Raw genomic sequence first — 19,751 nt, 5'->3', positions numbered from 1 at the left:
CCCTTATGGGAGGGAAATAGTTGCCGTCCAGCTAGGGCGGGGAGGCGGCTTCGACAATGCTGATCCGGGAAAGGCAACGTTTCCGATTCTACATCGAACCGGTGGGCTCAATCGGATCTGGCGAACATCTCGACCAGGGTCTCGCGCAGCCAGCGCTGCGCCGGCACGGTGTCGTTGCGCTGGTGCCAGAACAGGCTGACGATGCGTGGCGGCGCTTTGAGCGGAAGCGGCATGGCGTGCAGAAGCGGTGCATGCCTTGATTGCGAGCGCAGATCGCTCGGCAGCACCGCGATCAGGTCAGATTGCCGCACGACCTCGTAGGCGGCGCTGTAATGATTGACGGTCGCGACGAGGTTGCGGGACAGCCCGCGCGAGGCCAGGAAGAGGTCGTAGGACGGCATGGTCTTGCCGGCGAGGCTCACGTCCACATGTCCAGCGTTGAGGAAGGTGCGCGTGCTCAGCCGTTTCTGGGCGGCGAGCGGATGGCCGCGCCGCATGAAGCAGGCATAGTCGACCGTCCACAGCGAGCGCGAGCGGATGGCGGCCGGCTGCTGCGCCTCGTTGACATAGACGCTGAGCACGCAGTCCACCCTGTTGTCCTCGAGTTGGTCGGCGATCTCGACGACGGTATTGGGCACGGTGTGAACGCGCGACTTCGGCGCAACCTTGCCGAGATGGTCGAGCAGGTTCGGCATCACCAGCGAGGAGACGTAGTCCGACATCGACAGGCTGAATTCGGTCTGCGCACGTGCGGGATCGAACACCTGCTCGTCGAGCGCGCCCCGCACGCTTTCCAGCGCCTCGCCAATCGGCTCCCACAGCACCACGGCACGCTGGGTCGGGCGGATGCCGGTGCCGGCCCGCACGAACAGGGGATCGCCGAGCGCATCGCGCAGCCGCGCGAGCGCGTTGCTGACCGCGGGCTGGGTCATCCGCAACGCATTCGCGGCGCGCGTGACGCTGCCCTCGGTCATCAGCGCCTCGAACACTTTCAGGAGGTTGAGGTCGAGCGCGCGGAACGACACGGACATTCACCATCGTGATATATCAGATCATGATTATAAATTATGACGATAATGTCACTTTGTCTATGGTTCCCTCCCGAGCGGCGCGCCGGGGCCCGTGACATCAGAGGGGGACTTTCATGTCGATGATATCGGCGCGCATCGAGCGCCTTCCTTTCGCACGCTTCCACACGCATCTGCTGCTGATGGGCGGGCTCGGCTACATGTTCGACGCGATGGACGCGGCGGTGCTGGCCTTCATCCTGCCGGTGTTGCGCACGGCGTGGAATCTGACGAGCGTGCAGATCGGCGTGCTCGGCAGCAGCACCTATATCGGCTTTCTGTTCGGGGCGTTGCTGGCGGGCACGCTGGGCGACCTGATCGGCCGCCGCGCGGTGATGATGTCGGCGCTGGCGCTGTATTGCGCCGCATCGATCGTGAGCGCGATGGTCGACACATGGCCATCCTTCTTCGCCGCGCGCGTCGTGGCCGGCATGGGCACCGGCGCGGAGAGCGCGATCATCGCGCCTTATCTCGCGGAGTTCGTGGCGCGGCGTTATCGCGGCAGCTTCACCGGGGCGCTCGCGGGCTTCTTCTCCTTCGGCTTCGTTGCCGCGGCCTTGCTCGGTTACTTCATCGTTCCCACCTCCGACAACGGCTGGCGCATCGTGCTGGTGATCACCGCGGTGCCCGTCGTCATGCTGTTGTGGTGGCGCCGGGCGCTGCCGGAATCGCCGCGCTGGCTGGAGAGCAGGGGACGGGAGAAGGAAGCCGAAGCCGTGCTCGACCGGATCGAGGCGAGCTTTGCGCGCGAAGGCCGTGTCCTGCCGCCGCCGGTCGTCGAAGTCGCGGCACCCACCGGGACCGCTGGCACGCTGCTGGCCAATTTCGCGGCGCTTGTTGCGCCCCGCCAGGCGCGCATCACCATCATGACCTGGATCATGTGGCTGGCGATCACCTTCAGCTATTACTCTTTCTTCGTCTGGATCCCGGGCCTGCTGGTCCAGAACGGCATGAGCATCACCAAGAGCTTCGCCTATTCGATCGCGATCTATTGCGCGCAGATCCCCGGCTATTTCAGCGCCGCGTATTTCAACGAGCGCATCGGCCGGCAGGCGACGATCGCGACCTACATGGTGCTCGGCGGTATCAGCGCGCTCGGGCTCGCTTTCGCGCAAAGCGATCAACAAATCATGGCGGCAGGAATCTTCCTGTCCTTCTTCATGAACGGCACCTATGCGGGCGTCTATGCCTATACCGCCGAGGTGTTCCCGACGCCGGTCAGGACCACGGGCGCCGGGCTCGCTTCCGCAATCGGTCGCATCGGCGCGATCGTCTCGCCGATCCTGGTCGGCTATCTCTATCCGAACTTCGGCTTTGCCGGCGTGTTCGGCGTCACAACCACCGTGCTGCTGCTCGGGGCTGTCACCGTCGTGCTGATGGGCGTGCCGACGCGCGGCCGTTCGCTGGAGGAGATCGCGGCGGGCGAGGTGGCATGACGCGGACGAAATTTAAGGCCGATCCGCTGCTCTGCGCCGTCGCGGCGGCGCAGGGCAGGGTGGACCAGCCGGATGCTCTATTCGCTGCGCTCGACCAAGGCTTGAACTTGGCGATCGGGCACAAGCTGTTCACGGTCCTGACCTATGACGAGGCGGCCAGCGAACTGGCGCGGCTCTACTCCAATCTGCCTGGTGCGTACCCGGCTGGCGGACGCAAGTGCCTTGCACCGGGCCCGTGGACCGAGGCCGTGCTGGACCGCGGCGAGGCCTATATCGGCTATACGCGGGATGATCTGCGCACCGTGTTCTCCGATCACGAGCTGATCGCCTCGCTCGGCTGCGAGAGCGTGCTGAACATGCCCGTGCGCTGGCGTGGGCGCACGCTCGGCTCGCTCAATCTGCTTCACGAGGCGGGCTGGTACGGCGAAGATGATGTCGCCGCGTGCCTTCCCTTTGCACAGCTCGCGCTGCCCGCGCTGCTGACAGCGACTTCGTCCTGACCTGACAGGAAACGACCATGACCAGCATCCTCTTCAAGAACGCCGCTCTGCTCGACCCGCTCCAGCCGGATTTGCTGGAGGGACAGCACGTGCTGGTCGAGGACGATGTGATCAAGGAGGTCTCGCACCGGCCGCTCCAGGCCAGCGCAGATCGCATCATCGACCTCAAAGGCAAGACGCTGATGCCCGGGCTGATCGATTTGCATGTTCACGCCATCGCCGTCGAGCTCAATCTGGCGCAGCAGGTGCATATGCCGAACGTGCTGGTGACGCTGCGCTCGACGCTGCTCTTGCGCGGCATGCTGCGGCGGGGCTTCACCACTGTGCGCGACGCGGGCGGCGCCGGCCACGCGCTGAAGCAGGCGATCGACACCGGCCTGACCGACGGTCCTCGGCTGTTCGTCTCCGGCCGCGCGCTCAGCCAGACCGGCGGCCACGGCGACATGCGGGCACGCTCGGATTACCTCGCCAGCGATGCGCCATGTCCCTGCTGCGTGCGGGTCGGCGCGCTGGCGCGCGTCGCCGACGGTGTCGACGGCGTGCGCAAGGCGGCGCGCGAGGAGCTGCAGATGGGAGCCGACCAGATCAAGATCATGGCCTCCGGCGGCGTCGCCTCGCCGACCGATCCGGTCGGCGCCTTCGGCTACTCCGAGGACGAGATCCGCGCCATCGTCGAGGAGGCGCGCGGGCGCCAGACCTATGTGCTCGCCCACGCCTATACCGCTGCGGCCATCGAACGCGCGGTCCGCTGCGGCGTGCGCACCATCGAGCACGGCAATCTGGTCGATGCGCCGACCGCGCGTTTCATGGCCGAGAAGGGCGCCTATGTCGTGCCGACGCTCGTCACCTATGAGGCGCTGGCCAACGAGGGCGCCCAATATGGCCTGCCGCCGGAGAGCGTCGCCAAGATCGCCGATGTCCGCGACGCCGGGCTGCGCTCGCTCGCAATCTATCGCGACGCCGGTGTGAAGATGGGGTTCGGCAGCGACCTGCTCGGGCCGTCGCAGCGCCTGCAGAGCGACGAATTCCGCATTCGCGCCGAGATCCTCGGCCCGCGCGCCGTCATCGCCAGCGCGACATTGATCGGCGCCGAAGTGCTCGGCATGGAGGGCAAGCTCGGCCGGATCGCACCCGAAGCCATCGCGGACCTGCTGGTGGTCGACGGCAATCCGCTGCGCGACGTCGCCTGCCTGCTCGGTCAGGGCGAGCACATTCCGCTGGTGATGAAGGCAGGCAAGGTCCAGTTCGACCGGCTGGGCGCGTAGTTGCCGCCGCATCACGGGCATCTTCGCACCGATGTCGATCTTCGGCTCCTATTTCGAGATGCGCACGACCATCTTACCGAGCGCCCCACGCGTCTGCATGGTCCTGAACGCTTCCCGGAAATCGTCCAGCGCAAAGACACGACCGACCACAGGCTTCAGCTTGCCCTCGGCCAGCCAGCCCGTCAGCTCCGACATCAGGCGCTTCTGCAACTCGGGCTCGCGCGTTGGAAGCTGCGCGAGGTCGACGCCGAGCAGGGCGCCACCTTTCAGCAGCGGCAGATTGAACGGCAGCGCGGGGATGGCACCGGCGGCGAAGCCAACCGCCAGATGGCGTCCGCGCCAGGCGATGGAGCGAAAGGCTTGCACCGAGACGTCGCCACCGACGGGGTCGAAGATCACGTCGGCGCCGTGTCCTCCAGTCGATTCCTTCAGCTTGTCGCGCCAGCCGGTCTGCGTGTAGTCGATCACAGCGTCGGCGCCGTGTTGTTGCGCGAACTCGCGCTTGTCCGGTGTCGATGCCGCTGCGATTACGCGGGCGCGGAGCAACTTGCCGATCTGGACTGCCGCGACTCCCGTACCGCCGGCGGCGCCCAGCACCAGAAGCTGTTCGCCTGCGCAGAGCGAGGCGCGTGCACTGAGCGCATAGAGCGCGGTCAGGTAATTGGCGCGAAACGAGGCGGCGACCTCGGCCGCGACGCCGTCCGGCAGGGGATAGAGCGCCGCGGGGGTGACGACGATCTCTTCGGCAAGCGCGCCCGAGCGCGTCATCCCCATCACGCGCATGCCGGGTTGATAACCTCCCGGCCTGCCCGGGGCTTCGTCCACGATCCCTGCGAACTCCGTTCCGGGGATGAAGGGAAGGGGGTCCTTGGTTTGATAGAGGCCTTGAATCTTTAAGCCATCGACAAATCCGATTCCCGCCGCCTCCACCCGAATGCGCAACTGTCCGGGCTCCATGGACGGGGGCGGGATGTCCTTCAGCTCGATCTGATCGATGGGGGCGTATTGCTCGACGACGACGGCTTTCATGTCGGACCTCGGTTGTTCCAGATATCCTGACAGGTCCCGACACTAGCCTCTTGCGTCTACCGCCACATCCCGCGCATCCTTGCCCCGATGTCGATCTTCGGCCCCTGCGCCGCGGTGCGCGCGGCGCCCGCCGCTGCCTTCGGCCAGGCCGTGCGCTCGAACAAATAGACCAGCTGCTCCGGGATGAACCGGGTGCGCGAGGCGTAGACGTGGCGGTCGCCCTTGGCGGCCTGGCCGTGGACGAAGAAGCGCTGGGGAACGACGAGGTGGAGATCGTCCTTGGCGCGGGTCACGGCGACATAGAGCAGGCGGCGCTCCTCCTCGAGCTCGGCGCTGGTGCCGGCGCCGAGATCGGACGGCATGCAGCCGTCGACGACGTTGAGCACGAACACCGATTTCCACTCCTGGCCCTTGGCGGAGTGGATAGTGGAGAGGATCAGATAATCTTCGTCGCGCAAGGGTGGACCTGATTTGTCGCTGGTCGCATCCGGCGGATCGAGCGTGAGCTCGGTCAAAAACTTCTCGCGCGAGGCATAGCCGCTCGCGATTTGCTCGAGCTGCATCAGATCGGCGCGGCGTGTCTCGGCATCCTCGTGGATGCGATCGAGATGCGGCTCGTACCAGAGCCGCACGCGCTCGAGATCGACGGGCCATTCCGAATAGCGAAGGTTTTCGACCGTGCGGACGAAGCTGGTCCAGTCCTCGCCGGTGCGCGCCGGCACCGGCAGCCGGCTGAGCGCCGCAAGCGGGTCGGTGCTCTCCGCCATCTGGTCGAGCACGCGTTGCGCCGTCGCCGGGCCGACGCCCGGAAGCAGGTGCAGGATGCGAAAGCCGGCGACGCGGTCGCGCGGATTCTCGGCGAAGCGCAACAGGGCCAGCACGTCCTTGACATGCGCGGCATCGAGGAATTTCAGCCCGCCGAATTTCACGAACGGGATGTTGCGGCGGGTCAGCTCGATCTCCAGCGGACCCGAATGCGAGGAGGTGCGGAACAGCACCGCCTGGTGCTTGAGCAGCGCGCCTTGCTCGCGGTTCGCCAGCACCGCCTCGACGATGTAGCGCGCCTGGTCGGCCTCGTCGTGCACGGTGACGAGCTGCGGCTTGCTGCCCGAGGTGCGGTCGGTCCAGAGATTTTTTGTGAAGCGCTCGCGGGCGAGGCCGATGACGCCGTTCGCCGCCGACAGCACTGCTTGCGTCGAGCGGTAATTGCGGTCGAGCGTGATCATCTCCGCGCGCGGCGAGAAGCTCTGCGGAAAGTCCAGGATGTTGCGCACGGTGGCGGCGCGGAACGAGTAGATCGACTGCGCGTCGTCGCCGACCACGGTGAGGCCGCGCCCATTGGGCTTGAGCGCCAACAGGATCGAGGATTGCAGGCGGTTGGTGTCCTGATATTCGTCGACCAGCACGTGGTCGAAGCGGCCGCCGATCTCCTCAGTGATCAGCGCATCGCTCATCATCTGCGACCAGTACAGCAGCAAATCGTCGTAATCGAGCACGTGCTGGGCCTGCTTGGCCTCGACATAGGCGGCGAACAGGCCCTTCAGCTCAGCGGCCCAGCCTGCGCACCAGGGATAATGCTGGGCGAGCACCTTCTCGATCTCCATCTCGGCATTGACGCAGCGGGAATAGATCGACAGGCAGGTGCCCTTGGCGGGAAAGCGGCTCTCGGTCTTCGACAATCCACGCTCGTGCCGCACCAGGTTCATCAGGTCGGCGGAATCCTCGCGGTCATGGATGGTGAAGGCGGGATCGACGCCGATCCGCTCGGCATATTCCCGCAGCAGCCGCGCGCCGATGCCGTGGAAGGTGCCGGCCCAGGTCAGCGCATCGCGCATGATCGCGGCGTTGTGCTCGCCCAGCACCTTGCGGGCGATGCGCTCGACCCGGCCGGCCATCTCCGCGGCGGCTCGGCGGGAGAACGTCATCAGCAGAATGCGGCGGGGATCGGCGCCCGCGACGATCAGATGCGCGACGCGGTGGGCCAGCGTGTTGGTCTTGCCGGAGCCGGCACCGGCGATGACGAGCAGGGGGCCGCCCACGGTCGAGCCCTCGGCCACGCCATGCTCGACGGCGCGGCGCTGCTCCGCATTGAGCGTGTCCAGATATGTCGCCACGAATCGCCCCGGTGAAAGGAAGAGACTCGGCGATCCCGTCGCGAAGCGCAATGCGGCTGGACGGAACTGGAATTAGGATTTAGGGGGGAAGAGGCCCTTTGGTTCCAGCACCCCATGGCGAGATGACCGAGCTCAAGCCCGACCAGTTCGAGATGCGGCGGCTGGAATCGCTCAGCAACACCATTTTCGGCGTCGCCATGACGCTGTTGGCCTACGACCTGCCGAAGGCGGCGGTGTTCACCAGCGCCCCCGGCTGGAGCGAGCTCGCCCATGTCTATTCCGGCAAGCTGGCCGGGCTGGCGCTGAGCTTCATCATCTCCGGCGTGTTCTGGATCAGCCATCACCGCCGGCTGGCACGCCAGCCGATCGGCAGCCGCGGCGACGTGATCCTCAACCTGTTCTTCCTGCTCTCGATCGTGCTGCTGCCTGTCACAAACGGCCTCTACACCAATTACGGCATGAGCAACGCCGTCGCCGTGCTCTACGGCTTGCATCTGACCGCGATCGCCGGCCTCAACGCCTGGCTGTGGTGGACGATCCTCGGCGGCTGGCGCAACGAAATCATGGCCTCGCTGTTTCCGCTGCTGGTGTTCATTCCGGGCACGATCGTTGCGGCGTTCGCGCCGCAGGCAGCACCCTTCCTGTGGTTCGTCGCTTTCGGCGGCATCGTGATCCAGCGCTTCCTTCCCAACCGGACCGAGCCGGGCGCGTAGGACTTTAGCCGGATGTCGCGCCGAACCCATCGGCCGGCACGTAAAGCTTGACCGGGCGGATCTCGTACACCGCCGTCGGATTGACCGCACGCAGCTTCCGCGCCGCTGCGATCGCCTCCTCCTCGGTGGCGCATTGCATCAAATGGAAGCCCAGAAGCTGCTCCTTGGTCTCGGCAAACGGCCCGTCCAGCACCATTCCCGCGCCGGGGCCACGCAAGGTGCGGGCCTTCCGGGTCTCATCCAGCCGGGCCGCCGGTCCAAACTGGCCGCTGGCGCGCAGGGGCGCCTGAACCTCGATGACTTTGGCGACGACCGCGGCGTCCTGCTCCGGTGTCCAGGACAGGACTTCGTCTTCCACGTGGTAGGCCAGGATCGCGTAGAGCATCGTCACCTCTCTTTTTTCTTTTGCGCGTGGTTTTTACCCAAGTCCCAAGGACGCATCACGGCAGCCCCTGCCGACACTCCCGAAGCAGAATATTGCGTGGCCGGCAAGCGGCGAAACCATCCTGAAACCCAATTGCGGCCTTGCCATGTGAACGCCGCCGGAACAGGCCGCGACTGATGAACCACGAACAACAAGCTTTTGCTGGAGGCGGCAATGTCGGGTCAAACCATCAAGATCATCTGCGACGCGCGGCGGGCGGGACAGTCGGAGCCGGCCGATCTGCACGACCAGGCCGGCCATCACCGCTATTACGGGAGCTCCGCCGAGAACGGCGGCGAGCGGATCGTCGAGAGTCGGCGCGGCAAACGGCGGCGCGTGCTCAGCATCTTCGGTTTCTGAAGCCTCCCGGCAAGACCGGCATTCGAAATGGACGTGCTGCAGATATCGATCGCGGCGATGCCGTTCCTGCTCGCGCTGACGAGCCGGACCTGCAAGGCCATCGTCCCCTGCCTTCTGACGAGCCTGCTCACGGTGCTGCTCGGCGAGGAGCCGCACCGCGCGGTCGTGGCCTGGTGCGTCGGCATGCTGATCGCCGCCGTCGCGCTGCGCGAGCGGCTTCGCACCGGCTGACGCAGCATTCGTCATTGCCCGCTCAAGACCTGCCTGACCAGGGCCTCGCGCAGTGAGGCCAGCTCGCCGCTCGCCTGCATCCGAGCGATCACCTTGCCAACCTCAGGCACCAGATCGCGATGGCGTTCATGCAGGTAGTGGTAGATGTGGATGCGCTCGAGCGGCGGGGAGAGCGGGTAGATCCTGGCCTGCAGATTGAGTTTCCGCACCGTGGCGAGCCCGCTGAAGAGGTCGGTGACCATCACGTCGAAGCGGTCGGCATCGAGCATCCTGACCATGTTCTCGAGGCTGCTAGTCGCCGTGACGCGGGCCATGCCGCGTGTGCCGGCTTCCGAGGAGCCGACGCCGCGGACGATGCCGATGCTGTAGTCCTTGATCGAATCCCAACCTGCGACCTCGAACCGGAGCTTGGTCGCGAACACCGCCGGCTCGATGTAGTTGATCGCCGGCGTGACCTGGACCAGCGTCGGGTAGTCGCGCGAGAGCGTTCCGATCCGCTGGATCTCGCCGTCGACCTCGCCGGCGCTCGACAATGCGAGCGCGCGCTTGCCAGGCACGTCCTCGAACTCCAGCCTGATGTTCAGCTTGGCGTAGACGGCCCGCAGCATCTCGCCGCCGACATATTGATCGGGGATGTCGGCGATGCGCGCCAGCCGGATCGTGTCCTGCGCCAACGCAGGATCAGCGGCGAGCAGCGACAGGCAGGCGACGGCTAGCCGCCACATCAGGCGTCTCCTTCGGCCGTGCATCGCTACCCCAGGCATCCGGATGCCGGCGCGATCTACCGGGAGTTGGCGCCTGCACGCCGGCCGCAACGATCGCTGCCCGCTCGTGCCGCGAGCCTACCGGACTTTCACCGATGTCATTCTAGCACGGGCAGTGGTAGCTTGCCCACCGGTCCCGCTGCGGGGCGGAAGACGTGACTTGCCGACCTCGAGCCGCGGGCCGACGGGATGTCGCTTGCATCGGGTGACGAGACGGGCGTCTCATGGATTGCTCGAGACTGCAACCGCTCGACCGCAGCAGCGAGCCGCCATTTCGGGGACATGGTGCATGGCCAACGCAGGTGACGAGGACGCCAAGCGCAGCCACGCCATCTCGCCGATGGCGGCGAAGCCGGGTCTGACCGACATCGGCGCGCTTGCGCCGACGATGCTCTCATCGCTGCCGGCACGCTTCATCAACTGGTCGCGCAGCGGCGTAGGGCCGCGGCTGCTCGCGGCCGTGCTGCTGTTCTCTTCGGCCGTGACGCTGACGCTGACCGCGCTGCAGCTCTATCTCGACTACAATCGCGAGGTCGGTCTCATCGAGACGCGGCTCGACGAGATCGGCCGCAGCACGACCGGCAGTCTCGGCGAAAGCCTGTGGAATCTCGACCAGAACCAGCTCAAGCTCCAGCTCGAAGGTATCCTGCGGCTGCCCGATCTCCGTGCCGCCGAGGTGCGCGAGATTGCCGATCGTCCCAATCCGATCCGCATCGCGGTCGGCGAACCGGGCACGCGTTCGATCGTCACGCGCGACTATCCCTTGAACACCATCGTGCAGGGGACCGCGCGCCCGATCGGCGTGCTTCACGTCGAGGCCACGCTGAGCGAGGTCTATCAGCAATTGCTGAACCGGGCCCTGGTCATTCTGGCGAGCCAGGCCGCGAAGACCTTCCTGGTCTCGCTGTTCATCATCTACATGGTCCATCTGCTGGTGACGCGGCATCTGGTGGCCATCGCCGAGTTCGTCAGCAAGTACAACCTGGCGCGGCCGCCGCCGCCGTTACGGCTGGAGCGCCGGGCGCCCTCCGATGCCGACGAGCTCGACAAGGTGATCGAGGCCTTCAACGCGATGTGCGCGAACCTCCAGCAGGCCTATGGCGAGCTGCGCGAGGCCAATGCCAATCTCGAGCGCGACCTCACCATCCGCCGGCGCGCCGAAGCGGAGGCGCGGGCGAGCGAAGAGCGTTTCCGCGACTACGCCGAGACCGCGTCCGACTGGTTCTGGGAGACCGGGCCGGACCACCGCTTCACCTACCTCTCTGACCGGGTGATTGCCTTCGGCATGGATCCCAAAGTGCGGCTCGGCACGCGTCGCACCGATACGGCGCTCGATCGCGATACCGAGCCCGAGAAATGGCGCGCGCATCTGGCGACGCTGGACCGTCACGAGCCGTTCCGCAAATTCGAATATCGCGGACGCGACACGCGCGGGCGGATGCATCATTTCAGCGTCAACGGCAAGCCGGTTTTCGACGCCGATGGACGCTTCCTGGGCTACCGCGGCTCCGCGACCGACCTCACCGCGCAGCACGAGATCGAGGAGCGGCTGCGTCAATCCCAGAAAATGGACGCGATCGGCCAGCTCACCGGCGGCGTGGCGCACGATTTCAACAACGTGCTTACGGTCATCACCGGCACGATCGAGATCATCCAGGAGGGGCTTGCGGACAAGCCCGATCTCGCCGCGATCGCGCAATTGATCGACGATGCAGCCGCGCGCGGGGCGGAGATCACCTCGCAGCTCCTGACCTTCGCGCGCCGCCAGCCGCTGGAGCCGCGCGAGATAGACATCAACGCCCTCGTGGCCGAGACCGCGAAGCTGCTGAAGCCGATGCTCGGCGAGCAAATCGAGATCGAGGCGCGGCTCGCCGACGAGGCCTGGTCCGCGATGGTGGATCCGTCGCAACTGTCCTCCGCGATCGTCAACCTCGCCGTCAATGCGCGCGACGCGATGCCGGGCGGCGGCAAGCTCACCCTCGAGACCGCGAACCGCGAGCTCGACGGCACGGAGACCGCCGGCGGGGGCGTGCGCGGCGCCTTCGTGATGGTTGCGGTCGGCGACACCGGTCACGGCATTCCGGCCGACATTCGCGAGCGCGTATTCGAGCCGTTCTTCACCACCAAGGGGGTCGGCCGCGGCACCGGGCTGGGACTGAGCATGGTCTATGGCTTTGCCCGCCAGAGCGGCGGCGCCGTCGCGATTGAAAGCGAGGAGGGGCGCGGCACCGTGATGCGGTTGTTCCTGCCGCGGGCAAAGGGCGAGGCGGTGGCCAGGACGGCCCCGGTTCAGGCGCCCGCCACGGCGCGCGGGCAGGAGACGATACTCGTGGTGGAGGACGATCCGCTGGTCCAGGGCTATGTCATCGCGCAACTCGGCGGCCTCGGCTATCGCACGCTTGCCGCGAGCGACGGCGCGTCCGCGCTGGCGCTGGTCGACCAGGGCGCCAGATTCGATCTCCTGTTCACGGACATCATCATGCCCGGCGGCATGAACGGGCATGAATTGGCCGAAGCCGTCAGGCTCCGCCGGCCGGGCGTGAGGGTGCTCTACACCTCCGGCTACACCGACAATACCATCGTCCACGAAGGACATCTCGATCCCGGCGTGGCGCTGCTGTTCAAGCCATACCGGAAGGCGGACCTGTCGCAGAAGATTCGCGAGGTGCTTGCCGGCGAGCCGCCCGCCTGAGCCGCGCCGACAGACGAAAAAGGCGCGGCGGGGAGGCCCCGTCGCGCCCGATTTCTTGCTCGCTGGTCCAGGGCTGAGAGCGCCCCGATGCCAAGCCCTACTCAAAGCCTAGCGGGCGATCCCAGCGAGGTGACAGCGCTTGAGATAAGACACTGGATCACCTCCTTTCGTTGGTTGCGGAAGTCTCCAATATAGGCGGCGATCCCGCCGCTGTTAAGGGGCGGGGCGGCCAAGTCGGAACCAGCCCTCTGCGCAAAGCCCCGGAAAGCCGCCGAAAGCCGCCGTCCCGGCAGTTGAGACCGCCGCCGAGCCGTGTTAGGGGATCGCCCGACGCGGGTGTAGCTCAATGGTAGAGCAGCAGCCTTCCAAGCTGAATACGAGGGTTCGATTCCCTTCACCCGCTCCAAAAGCGTGCCGCGTCAGAATTGTCCGGCACCTGAGCGTATCGGCTGATCCCACGGCAATTGACGCCTTTCGAGTGTTCTTTGGCGCTCGCTGTGCGCTGACAGCGAACCGGCTGGACATCCTCGGAGCAAGTGTAGCATCCTCAAGTTGCCGGCAGGCAGACGATCTCGCTAGATTGATCGAGTTCTGCCGGGCGTGCCGTGAGGCCGGGGGGCTGGGGTGGCGAAGCGGATCATCTTGCTGCTGGACGGCACTTGGAACGACGCCGATGATGGCGGGGCCGACACCAACATCGTTCGCCTCAGGCAGAGAATTGCAGAGCATCTCTCCAACGCGCATTCGCGCGCCACGAGCGACGTCACCAGCACCGCTGCCGTGCCTCAGCAGACGTTCGTCCTGAAGGGAGGCAAGCCGGGCGGCCGGGACAACGTCATCTTTTACGAGCGAGGAGTTGGAACCAGCGGTTTTCTGAACCGGTTTAGCGGGGGTGCCCTTGGCGCAGGCCTGTCGGAAAACGTTCGCCGTGCCTACACTTTTCTGGCCCAGCACTACGACCGGGGAGATGAGATTTTCATCTTCGGCTTCTCGCGCGGCTCATACACCGCCCGGTCGTTGGTGGGTTGCCTGGCAGCCGTCGGTCTGGTCTATCGCAATAAATTCGACGCCAAGGCCTTGTCGCGGCTTTGGGCGCATTATCGCACGCATCCGGCCAACCGCCTCCCCTGTGACGAGATACTCCTCGGGAAGATTTCGTCAGGTCCGAAGAGCGTTCCAGTCAAGTTGCTCGGCCTGTTCGACACCGTGGGTGCCCTGGGGATACCGCTGAATGCGTTTTGGAAAGAGAATCGCGACCTGTACGGCTTCCACGACGTCGGCCTGTCGGAGATCTGCGAGCACAGCCTGCAGGCGCTGGCGATCGACGAACATCGGGAGGCCTTCGAAGCCACCCTCTGGCGGCGATTGCCCTTCACCGCACGGCCGGCAAACGTGGAGCAGGTCTGGTTCGCGGGGGCCCATGCCGACATCGGCGGCGGATATGTGCGGTCCGGGCCGCATCAGCTCGAAGACATCACCCTGGATTGGATGATCAAGCGCGTTCGCCAGATTGCCGGCGACGACTTCCCGTTGGATCCGCCGCCCGCACTCGCTCATGGCTGCATCACCGCGCCTCAGCACGAACCGCGTCAGGGGCTGTATCGCTTCATGCCGTATGTCTACCGCTCGATCGGAAATCTGCCGGTACCTGTCGCGCCCAGACCGTTCGAACGAAACGTCTGCGTCGACAGGCACGCCAAGCCTATCGGAGAGGCGATCCACATCAGCGCGATCGAGCGCCTGGGTCTACCCATCAGGATTGGCGGCGTTGACGCGACATACGCCCCGCGCAACCTCGTGTCGGCCCTCCAGCAATTGGTTCAGCTGAACGGCGATGTTGCCGTCGCGGACTGGAATGCCATATCGACACCGCTCCTGCTGGCGACGGTGTTGATGCGGCAGGGGCTGAAAAGAGTCGGGTAACCGCGAGCGGAGCCTAGTCATGTTTTACTTGATCGTGCCGCTAGTCTTCATTGCGATTTTCCTGCTCGGGGCGTTTTTCTGGTTCTGGTGGGCGGCGCCGCGCGCGCAGGTCCTGCTTCACTTCGATGCCGATCAGATCAAGCAGTTGGAGGTTCAGGATCGCCTGCGTCAGACGAACTATCAGGTCCTGACCGGGCTCGGACTCGTCGCGACCTTCATTGCCGGTGCCGTCCAGCTCTGGTTGACGAGCAATCAGTGGAATGCGGACTACAGGCTTCGTCTGGATCACGAGCGGGGCCAGCAATTTGCGGAGGCGACCCGCAGCCTGGTTGACGCCCCGGACAAACCCTATGCACTGGTGGCCGCGCAGCGGATCACCAGCCTCGTCTCGGAGAGCCCCGGCGCTTTCGGGCAGCAAGCTATCACAATCCTGGAAAGCGTCGTCGTCGATGGAACGAAGGCCAATCGGATGCAAGAATCCGGGACTTGCGACGCGGGAGATCCGACCCGGCCAAGGCCGGTCGTCGAGCGCCGCGAGGAGCCGCCACCTGCTGCTCAGGCCGCCATGCGGCAACTCGGCGGTGGTGTGCTATCGAGGGTCCGCAGTTTACCCAGCGGCAGGTTGTGTGCCGGCGATAGGCGCTTGAATCTGGCCAATCTCGGATTGGACAATTTCGATCTCAGCGGGCTCGACCTTTCTTGTTCGGTGATGACGCAAGCCCAGCTGCGTCGGGTCAGCTTACGATACGCCAATCTTTTTGGTGCTGATCTCGGTGGCGCAAGTCTGGCCGACTGGGATGTCCCAGGCTCGCCGGCGAGTTCGGGTTGGTTGTGGAAGGAATCCGAAAGGACGAAGCAATTTGTGAAGACGCGGTTCACCGCCGAGAGCATCGGCTTCGATGAAACCGATCCGGCTCCGAAGAAGGGAGAGGAAAGAAAGACCAACCCACTTCCTAAATTGGACGTCTGGCAGACCTATCGCTGCTTCATCACCGATTTGCGCGATGCCGATCTTCGCGGCGTCAACTTCGAGAACGCCTCCCTGGGAGGCGCCGATTTCAGGAACGCAGATCTGACCGGCGCCAATCTGTGCGGCGCCACGGTCAGCCGGGCCAATTTCAGGGGCGCCAAGGGTTTGACGACCGCGATGCTGCGACAAGTCTGCGTCGGTAGGTTTGGGGACAATGACGCCACCATCAACGCTGCGCAGCCCCTCGGCCTGGAGCCGTATTTTTCCGGCGAGTTCAGGCGCGTCGAGATGTGCGGAGTTCGGCGTGGTGATTGCCAGCCAACTGCCCAGACGTCGAAAGCTCTGAACCGGCCACGCCGCTGAGAGAGGCATCGGTCACCTAAGCGAATTTCGGGAGGAACGATGTACGCAATCACGTTCGCCGCGGCAGCCATCATCTGGCCGTTCATCGTGGCCATGATTTCGAGCAGGTTCGGCGCCGATGTGAGCGCTCGCTTCCTCGAACGCCCAGGACCCATTCCGTCGACTGGCGAGGCGCTCACCCGAAGATCGCTCGAGCAGTGGCTGCGGTCGCCCGCAAATGGTCCCTCCCGCAGGCCCTATGCTCGATGCATCATGCTTCTGGATCTCGTCTACATTTTCTTTGTCGGAGGGTTTTTCGTCACCGGCTCGCTATGGCTCGTTTCCGCGCTGACATGGCCTGACCCGGCCGATAGGTGGTATTGTGTCGCGGTCTGCATCGTGCCGACCGCCTACATTATTTGCGATCTCGTGGAAGACGCTATGATCGCGCACATCCTCCTGCGCCATGACGTGAGCGACTCCAAATTCACCCTGATGCGTCTGGCGACGACGATCAAGATCGTGACCTTCGGAGCGTCCGCGGCTCAGACCGTTGTCCTCGGCATTTGCGCGCTGCTCCTGAGTGCGGCCTGATGTTCCTTGGAGACGCTGCGTTGCGGCCAGGCCTCCATGCATTCGCCACCGGGTTGTGGTGGAACTAAGTTGACTGTGCACTTTATCGCGACCTGATCGCGGCGAATTGCAAAGCCGCCGGACGATTGAGGACGACGAGGTGCGCGAAAAGCTGGGTCTGACGCGCGTTCTCTGACAATACGCACTAAGGTCGGGCAGATCGATCTCCGTCGGCACCGCGGTCGCGCGCAATTGAGAGCCTCTATTTATCTTTCGAGTTCGCGTTCTCGCGTTCCTTCCGCGCGCGATCGACCGCGCCGCCTTGAGGCTGTCCGCTGACCTTCACGCCGGGGAGATGATCGACCTTGTTCTTGTCGGCCTCGTCGGCGCGCTGAAGTTCGCGATCGATGATGTCGCGTGAACCTTCGGCGGGTTCCTTGTCGAATGGGCTCTTGGTCTCGATGCTCATGAATGATCCTGCTATGTGGCCGCGTTGATTGCTAGGGCAAGTGCTAGGGCAAACCCGGTCCGGCGCTGTCGTTCCTGTCCAAAGCAGTTGCTTTCGTAGCGGCTCTATTCTCATCCACGCCGCGGCCTCCGGAAGTATGATCGAACTCGAGACTTCGGATCTCGCATTCAGTTCCTCGTGAACGGTGTGGCTGGCTCGGTGTGCGATGCAGAGCTCGCGAGGAACCTTCGCCGTGAGCGCGAGTTCGCCGTCGGGGCAAGGCTGAAAATCGCGAGGCCAATCGTGCCACACGACGTGCGCGTGCGTTCCACCGCGCAGATCGCGGGTCATCCGATTCATCCCATGCTGGTGCCGATCCCGATCGCGTGTTTCGTCGGAGCGCTGCTGACCGACATCGCCTATGTCGCAAGCGCCGAGATCATGTGGGCGGATTTTTCGGCCTGGCTGCTGCTCGCCGGCGTCATCTTCGGCGTGATGGCGGCGATCGCGGGTCTGACCGATTTCCTCGGCAACCGGCTGGTGCGGACGCAGGCGCCGGCCTGGCCGCATCTGATCGGCAATGCGGTGGCGCTGATCGTCGCGATCGTCAACACCATGATCCACATGCGTGATGCCTGGACCTCGGTGTGGCCGAGCGGGCTGGTTCTGTCCGCGCTCACCGTGCTGATCCTGCCGATCGCGGGATGGCTCGGCTGGGCCATGGTCTATCGCCACGGCGTGGGAGTTGCGCGATGAAGTCTGCGATTACCTGCGCGCTGATGTGCGCGTCGCTGCTGGTTCTCGCTGGCTGCAACGACGGCAGCGGCGATCCCAATGCGCAAGTCGGCGCCAACCCGGCACTTCCCGAGATCCAGCAATATCTGCTGCCGCCGATCCACATCGCTCGCATCGTCGGCTGGAAGAAGGACGAGACGCCGACGGTCGCGCAGGACTTGCAGGCCAAGGCCTTCGCCACAGGCCTGCAGCACCCGCGCTCGGTGTACGTCCTGCCCAACGGCGACGTGCTGGTGGTGGAATCCAAGGCGCCGACGGGCGCCCCGATCAAGCGGCCCAAGGAGATCGTGATGGGCTTCGTCGAGTCCTGGGCGACCTCCGGCGGCGACAGCGGCGAGAGCAACCGCATCACGCTGCTGCGCGACAGCAATGGCGACGGCGTGCCGGAGACGCAAAGCGTCTTCCTCGACCATCTCAACTCGCCCTTCGGCGTCGCGCTGGTCGGCAACGATCTCTACGTTGCCAACACCGACGCCATCGTCAGATATCCCTACACGGAAGGGGATACGAAGATCACCGCGCCCGGCACGGTGCTGACGCCGCTGCCGGGCGGTCCGATCAACCATCACTGGACCAAGAGCCTGGTCGCCAGCCCGGACGGCTCGAAGCTCTATGCGGGTGTCGGCTCCAACAGCAACATCACCGAGAACGGCCTGGAGGCCGAGCACAACCGCGCCGCCATCCTCGAGATCGATCGCGCCAGCGGCCGCTGGCGCGTCTTCGCAAGCGGCCTGCGCAATCCCAACGGCCTCAGCTTCGAGCCGCAGACCGGCGCATTGTGGACGGTCGTGAACGAGCGCGACGAGCTCGGTCCCGATCTCGTGCCCGATTACATGACCTCGGTGAAGGACGGCGGCTTCTACGGTTGGCCCTACAGCTATTTCGGCCAGCACGTCGATCCCCGCGTCAAGCCGGAGCGGCCGGATCTCGTCGCCAAGGCGATCGTGCCGGACTACGCGCTGAGCTCGCATGTCGCCCCGCTCGGGCTCGCCTTCAACACCGGCACCAGCCTGCCGGCCGCCTATCGCGGCGGCGCCTTCGTCGGCGAGCACGGCAGTTGGAACAGGCAGGTGCTCAACGGCTACAAGGTCGTGTTCGTGCCGTTCACGGACGGCAAGCCGAGCGGACCGGCGCAGGACGTCGTCACGGGGTTCCTCAACAGCGACAACCAGGCGCGCGGCCGCCCGGTCGGTGTCGCCATCGACAAATCAGGCGCGCTTTTGGTCGCGGACGACGGCGGCAACACGGTCTGGCGGGTAAGCGCGACCCATCCGCAGCTGACGCAACGTTAAGCCCGGTCCTGCGTTGAAGGTCAGACGATGTTTTGAACGCAAAGCCAGGAGTTGGACAATGGGTCTCGCTCAATACGCCATCGTGCCGGTGCAGGACGAATGGGGCGTGCTGCATGACGGCGACGTCAAGAGCCGGTACGCCACCAAGGAAGCCGCCTTCGAGTCCGCGGTCGCCGCGGCCTCCCTGGCCCTCCGTGAGGGCCACGAAGTGCATGTCAGCGTGCCCGGCCGCGAGGCGGGAGGCAACGCGCTCGGCGTCCGGGACAACGCTTGAGAAGGACGACGCGATGACCAAGCCCCGTGAGCCCAACGGCGTCGAGCCATCCCGCTCCGAAGACGACATCCAGCGCGAACAGCTCGGCCCGCGCGGCGTGCCGGGCGCGCCCGATCCGGCCAAGATGACGCCGCAGCGCGAGAAGAAGATGCCGAAGCACGTCGATCCCGGCCACACGGCTTGACGCGGCTCTGCGCAGCTAACTGATCAAACGATCAATCGCACGCGCCGCGCGGCAATCCTCCATCATTTCCGTATACGCATTTGAAATCGAGGCAGTCGGCTTCGATGTCATCGCGCGTGCTGCCGCCGGTCTCCGAGCATAGCCGCTGCCCGGGCGGGCGTTCGCCCGCCATAACATCATGTTAGGTTTATCGCATAACTGGGTAATTGTGTTATCCAGGCGAAAGCCTATGCTCCTCCTCACTCAAGACACCGACCGGCAGTGCCAAGCGCTCGCGGAGCCCCGCAGAGCGCGTGGGGATTGCTGCCCAATTTTCCAACGAAGCCCGCCAACGGGACGTCAACAAACAAAACAG

20 protein-coding genes and 1 tRNA gene are annotated in these 19,751 nt (G+C 65.2%); 15 read left to right on the top strand and 6 right to left on the bottom strand.

Translation table 11 applies throughout. From position 1 onward, the window contains the following. Positions 1–107 precede the first annotated feature (107 nt). A complete protein-coding gene (locus AB7M16_RS05850; protein WP_172783141.1) occupies positions 108–1,031 on the bottom strand; it encodes a LysR family transcriptional regulator in 924 nt (307 codons plus the stop codon). A gap of 113 nt (positions 1,032–1,144) precedes the next feature. On the opposite strand from AB7M16_RS05850, the gene AB7M16_RS05845 reads away from it, so the two are divergent. From AB7M16_RS05845 to AB7M16_RS05835, 3 genes are read left to right on the top strand one after another with little or no spacing between them, the layout of a single operon-like run. Beyond that, positions 1,145–2,503 (top strand): MFS transporter, encoded by a 1,359-nt coding sequence (locus AB7M16_RS05845; RefSeq protein ID WP_172783142.1) that lies wholly within the window; start codon positions 1,145–1,147, stop codon positions 2,501–2,503. Beyond that, positions 2,500–3,003: a GAF domain-containing protein gene (locus AB7M16_RS05840; RefSeq protein ID WP_453943365.1), complete on the top strand. Its 504-nt coding sequence runs from the start codon at positions 2,500–2,502 to the stop codon at positions 3,001–3,003. The genes AB7M16_RS05845 and AB7M16_RS05840 overlap by 4 nt, the downstream gene beginning before the upstream one ends. Positions 3,004–3,020: 17 nt before the next feature. After that, the gene (locus AB7M16_RS05835) at positions 3,021–4,268 is read left to right on the top strand and encodes a metal-dependent hydrolase family protein (protein WP_172783144.1); all 1,248 of its coding nucleotides are present in this window, start codon (positions 3,021–3,023) and stop codon (positions 4,266–4,268) included. 48 nt (positions 4,269–4,316) lie between these two features. Here the strand turns inward: AB7M16_RS05835 and AB7M16_RS05830 are convergent, their stop codons facing one another. Then, entirely contained in the window at positions 4,317–5,297 is a 981-nt protein-coding gene (locus AB7M16_RS05830) for an NADPH:quinone oxidoreductase family protein (RefSeq protein ID WP_453943364.1), read from the bottom strand. Between the two features lie 56 nt (positions 5,298–5,353). Further along, entirely contained in the window at positions 5,354–7,411 is a 2,058-nt protein-coding gene (locus tag AB7M16_RS05825; RefSeq protein WP_453943363.1) for an ATP-dependent helicase, read from the bottom strand. A gap of 122 nt (positions 7,412–7,533) precedes the next feature. On the opposite strand from AB7M16_RS05825, the gene AB7M16_RS05820 reads away from it, so the two are divergent. After that, entirely contained in the window at positions 7,534–8,124 is a 591-nt protein-coding gene (locus tag AB7M16_RS05820; protein ID WP_212260349.1) for a TMEM175 family protein, read from the top strand. A 4-nt stretch (positions 8,125–8,128) separates the two neighbouring features. Here the strand turns inward: AB7M16_RS05820 and AB7M16_RS05815 are convergent, their stop codons facing one another. Further along, entirely contained in the window at positions 8,129–8,509 is a 381-nt protein-coding gene (locus AB7M16_RS05815) for a YciI family protein (protein WP_172783148.1), read from the bottom strand. 213 nt (positions 8,510–8,722) lie between these two features. Here AB7M16_RS05815 and AB7M16_RS05810 point away from each other — a divergent pair, with 213 nt between their 5' ends. Both AB7M16_RS05810 and AB7M16_RS05805 read left to right on the top strand, forming a co-directional pair. Further along, the gene (locus AB7M16_RS05810; protein WP_172783149.1) at positions 8,723–8,908 is read left to right on the top strand and encodes a hypothetical protein; all 186 of its coding nucleotides are present in this window, start codon (positions 8,723–8,725) and stop codon (positions 8,906–8,908) included. Positions 8,909–8,935: 27 nt separating this feature from the next. After that, positions 8,936–9,139 (top strand): hypothetical protein, encoded by a 204-nt coding sequence (locus AB7M16_RS05805; protein WP_212260352.1) that lies wholly within the window; start codon positions 8,936–8,938, stop codon positions 9,137–9,139. A gap of 11 nt (positions 9,140–9,150) precedes the next feature. Here AB7M16_RS05805 and AB7M16_RS05800 read toward each other — a convergent pair whose 3' ends face one another. After that, positions 9,151–9,864 carry a substrate-binding periplasmic protein gene (locus AB7M16_RS05800; protein ID WP_453943362.1) on the bottom strand — a complete coding sequence of 238 codons (714 nt, stop codon included), beginning with the start codon at positions 9,862–9,864 and terminating at the stop codon, positions 9,151–9,153. Between the two features lie 328 nt (positions 9,865–10,192). Between AB7M16_RS05800 and AB7M16_RS05795 the strand changes: the two genes are divergently transcribed. The 5 genes from AB7M16_RS05795 (at position 10,193) to AB7M16_RS05775 (ending at position 16,424) form a co-directional block, all read left to right on the top strand. Then, positions 10,193–12,595, top strand: coding sequence for an ATP-binding protein (locus AB7M16_RS05795; RefSeq protein ID WP_453943361.1), 2,403 nt, complete (start codon positions 10,193–10,195; stop codon positions 12,593–12,595). Between the two features lie 332 nt (positions 12,596–12,927). Then, positions 12,928–13,001: transfer RNA gene (locus AB7M16_RS05790), tRNA-Gly, on the top strand. 218 nt (positions 13,002–13,219) lie between these two features. Next, positions 13,220–14,518: a DUF2235 domain-containing protein gene (locus AB7M16_RS05785; protein WP_453943360.1), complete on the top strand. Its 1,299-nt coding sequence runs from the start codon at positions 13,220–13,222 to the stop codon at positions 14,516–14,518. 19 nt (positions 14,519–14,537) lie between these two features. Beyond that, complete coding sequence (locus AB7M16_RS05780; RefSeq protein ID WP_453943359.1) at positions 14,538–15,851, top strand: pentapeptide repeat-containing protein; 1,314 nt, start codon at positions 14,538–14,540, stop codon at positions 15,849–15,851. A 39-nt stretch (positions 15,852–15,890) separates the two neighbouring features. Next, positions 15,891–16,424 (top strand): hypothetical protein, encoded by a 534-nt coding sequence (locus tag AB7M16_RS05775; RefSeq protein WP_453943358.1) that lies wholly within the window; start codon positions 15,891–15,893, stop codon positions 16,422–16,424. Positions 16,425–16,665: 241 nt separating this feature from the next. On the opposite strand, the gene AB7M16_RS05770 is transcribed toward AB7M16_RS05775, so the two are convergent. Next, positions 16,666–16,872, bottom strand: coding sequence for a hypothetical protein (locus AB7M16_RS05770; protein ID WP_453943357.1), 207 nt, complete (start codon positions 16,870–16,872; stop codon positions 16,666–16,668). A 342-nt stretch (positions 16,873–17,214) separates the two neighbouring features. Here AB7M16_RS05770 and AB7M16_RS05765 point away from each other — a divergent pair, with 342 nt between their 5' ends. From AB7M16_RS05765 to AB7M16_RS05750, 4 genes are read left to right on the top strand one after another with little or no spacing between them, the layout of a single operon-like run. Beyond that, on the top strand, positions 17,215–17,607 hold the full coding sequence (locus tag AB7M16_RS05765) for a DUF2231 domain-containing protein (RefSeq protein WP_210268127.1): 393 nt from the start codon (positions 17,215–17,217) through the stop codon (positions 17,605–17,607). After that, complete coding sequence (locus AB7M16_RS05760) at positions 17,604–18,938, top strand: PQQ-dependent sugar dehydrogenase (RefSeq protein ID WP_453943356.1); 1,335 nt, start codon at positions 17,604–17,606, stop codon at positions 18,936–18,938. The genes AB7M16_RS05765 and AB7M16_RS05760 overlap by 4 nt, the downstream gene beginning before the upstream one ends. A 58-nt stretch (positions 18,939–18,996) precedes the next feature. Continuing rightward, a complete protein-coding gene (locus tag AB7M16_RS05755) occupies positions 18,997–19,212 on the top strand; it encodes a hypothetical protein (protein WP_172783156.1) in 216 nt (71 codons plus the stop codon). 13 nt (positions 19,213–19,225) lie between these two features. Further along, positions 19,226–19,396 (top strand): hypothetical protein, encoded by a 171-nt coding sequence (locus AB7M16_RS05750; protein ID WP_172783157.1) that lies wholly within the window; start codon positions 19,226–19,228, stop codon positions 19,394–19,396. The last annotated feature ends 355 nt before the right edge of the window (positions 19,397–19,751 follow it).

This window comes from Bradyrhizobium sp. USDA 372 (assembly GCF_053629095.1).
The sequence above is the reverse complement of the archived record's forward strand: the minus strand, read 5'-3'. Positions and strand labels throughout refer to the sequence as shown.

What these genes read in the sequence shown, in the direction of transcription:
- AB7M16_RS05850 (WP_172783141.1), bottom strand. Translation starts at nt 1,031, where the DNA reads ATGTCCGTGTCGTTCCGCGCGCTCGACCTCAACCTCCTGAAAGTGTTC.
- AB7M16_RS05845 (WP_172783142.1), top strand. Translation starts at nt 1,145, where the DNA reads ATGTCGATGATATCGGCGCGCATCGAGCGCCTTCCTTTCGCACGCTTC.
- AB7M16_RS05840 (WP_453943365.1), top strand. Translation starts at nt 2,500, where the DNA reads ATGACGCGGACGAAATTTAAGGCCGATCCGCTGCTCTGCGCCGTCGCG.
- AB7M16_RS05835 (WP_172783144.1), top strand. Translation starts at nt 3,021, where the DNA reads ATGACCAGCATCCTCTTCAAGAACGCCGCTCTGCTCGACCCGCTCCAG.
- AB7M16_RS05830 (WP_453943364.1), bottom strand. Translation starts at nt 5,297, where the DNA reads ATGAAAGCCGTCGTCGTCGAGCAATACGCCCCCATCGATCAGATCGAG.
- AB7M16_RS05820 (WP_212260349.1), top strand. Translation starts at nt 7,534, where the DNA reads ATGACCGAGCTCAAGCCCGACCAGTTCGAGATGCGGCGGCTGGAATCG.
- AB7M16_RS05815 (WP_172783148.1), bottom strand. Translation starts at nt 8,509, where the DNA reads ATGCTCTACGCGATCCTGGCCTACCACGTGGAAGACGAAGTCCTGTCC.
- AB7M16_RS05810 (WP_172783149.1), top strand. Translation starts at nt 8,723, where the DNA reads ATGTCGGGTCAAACCATCAAGATCATCTGCGACGCGCGGCGGGCGGGA.
- AB7M16_RS05805 (WP_212260352.1), top strand. Translation starts at nt 8,936, where the DNA reads ATGGACGTGCTGCAGATATCGATCGCGGCGATGCCGTTCCTGCTCGCG.
- AB7M16_RS05800 (WP_453943362.1), bottom strand. Translation starts at nt 9,864, where the DNA reads ATGTGGCGGCTAGCCGTCGCCTGCCTGTCGCTGCTCGCCGCTGATCCT.
- AB7M16_RS05795 (WP_453943361.1), top strand. Translation starts at nt 10,193, where the DNA reads ATGGCCAACGCAGGTGACGAGGACGCCAAGCGCAGCCACGCCATCTCG.
- AB7M16_RS05780 (WP_453943359.1), top strand. Translation starts at nt 14,538, where the DNA reads ATGTTTTACTTGATCGTGCCGCTAGTCTTCATTGCGATTTTCCTGCTC.
- AB7M16_RS05775 (WP_453943358.1), top strand. Translation starts at nt 15,891, where the DNA reads ATGTACGCAATCACGTTCGCCGCGGCAGCCATCATCTGGCCGTTCATC.
- AB7M16_RS05770 (WP_453943357.1), bottom strand. Translation starts at nt 16,872, where the DNA reads ATGAGCATCGAGACCAAGAGCCCATTCGACAAGGAACCCGCCGAAGGT.
- AB7M16_RS05765 (WP_210268127.1), top strand. Translation starts at nt 17,215, where the DNA reads ATGCTGGTGCCGATCCCGATCGCGTGTTTCGTCGGAGCGCTGCTGACC.
- AB7M16_RS05760 (WP_453943356.1), top strand. Translation starts at nt 17,604, where the DNA reads ATGAAGTCTGCGATTACCTGCGCGCTGATGTGCGCGTCGCTGCTGGTT.
- AB7M16_RS05755 (WP_172783156.1), top strand. Translation starts at nt 18,997, where the DNA reads ATGGGTCTCGCTCAATACGCCATCGTGCCGGTGCAGGACGAATGGGGC.
- AB7M16_RS05750 (WP_172783157.1), top strand. Translation starts at nt 19,226, where the DNA reads ATGACCAAGCCCCGTGAGCCCAACGGCGTCGAGCCATCCCGCTCCGAA.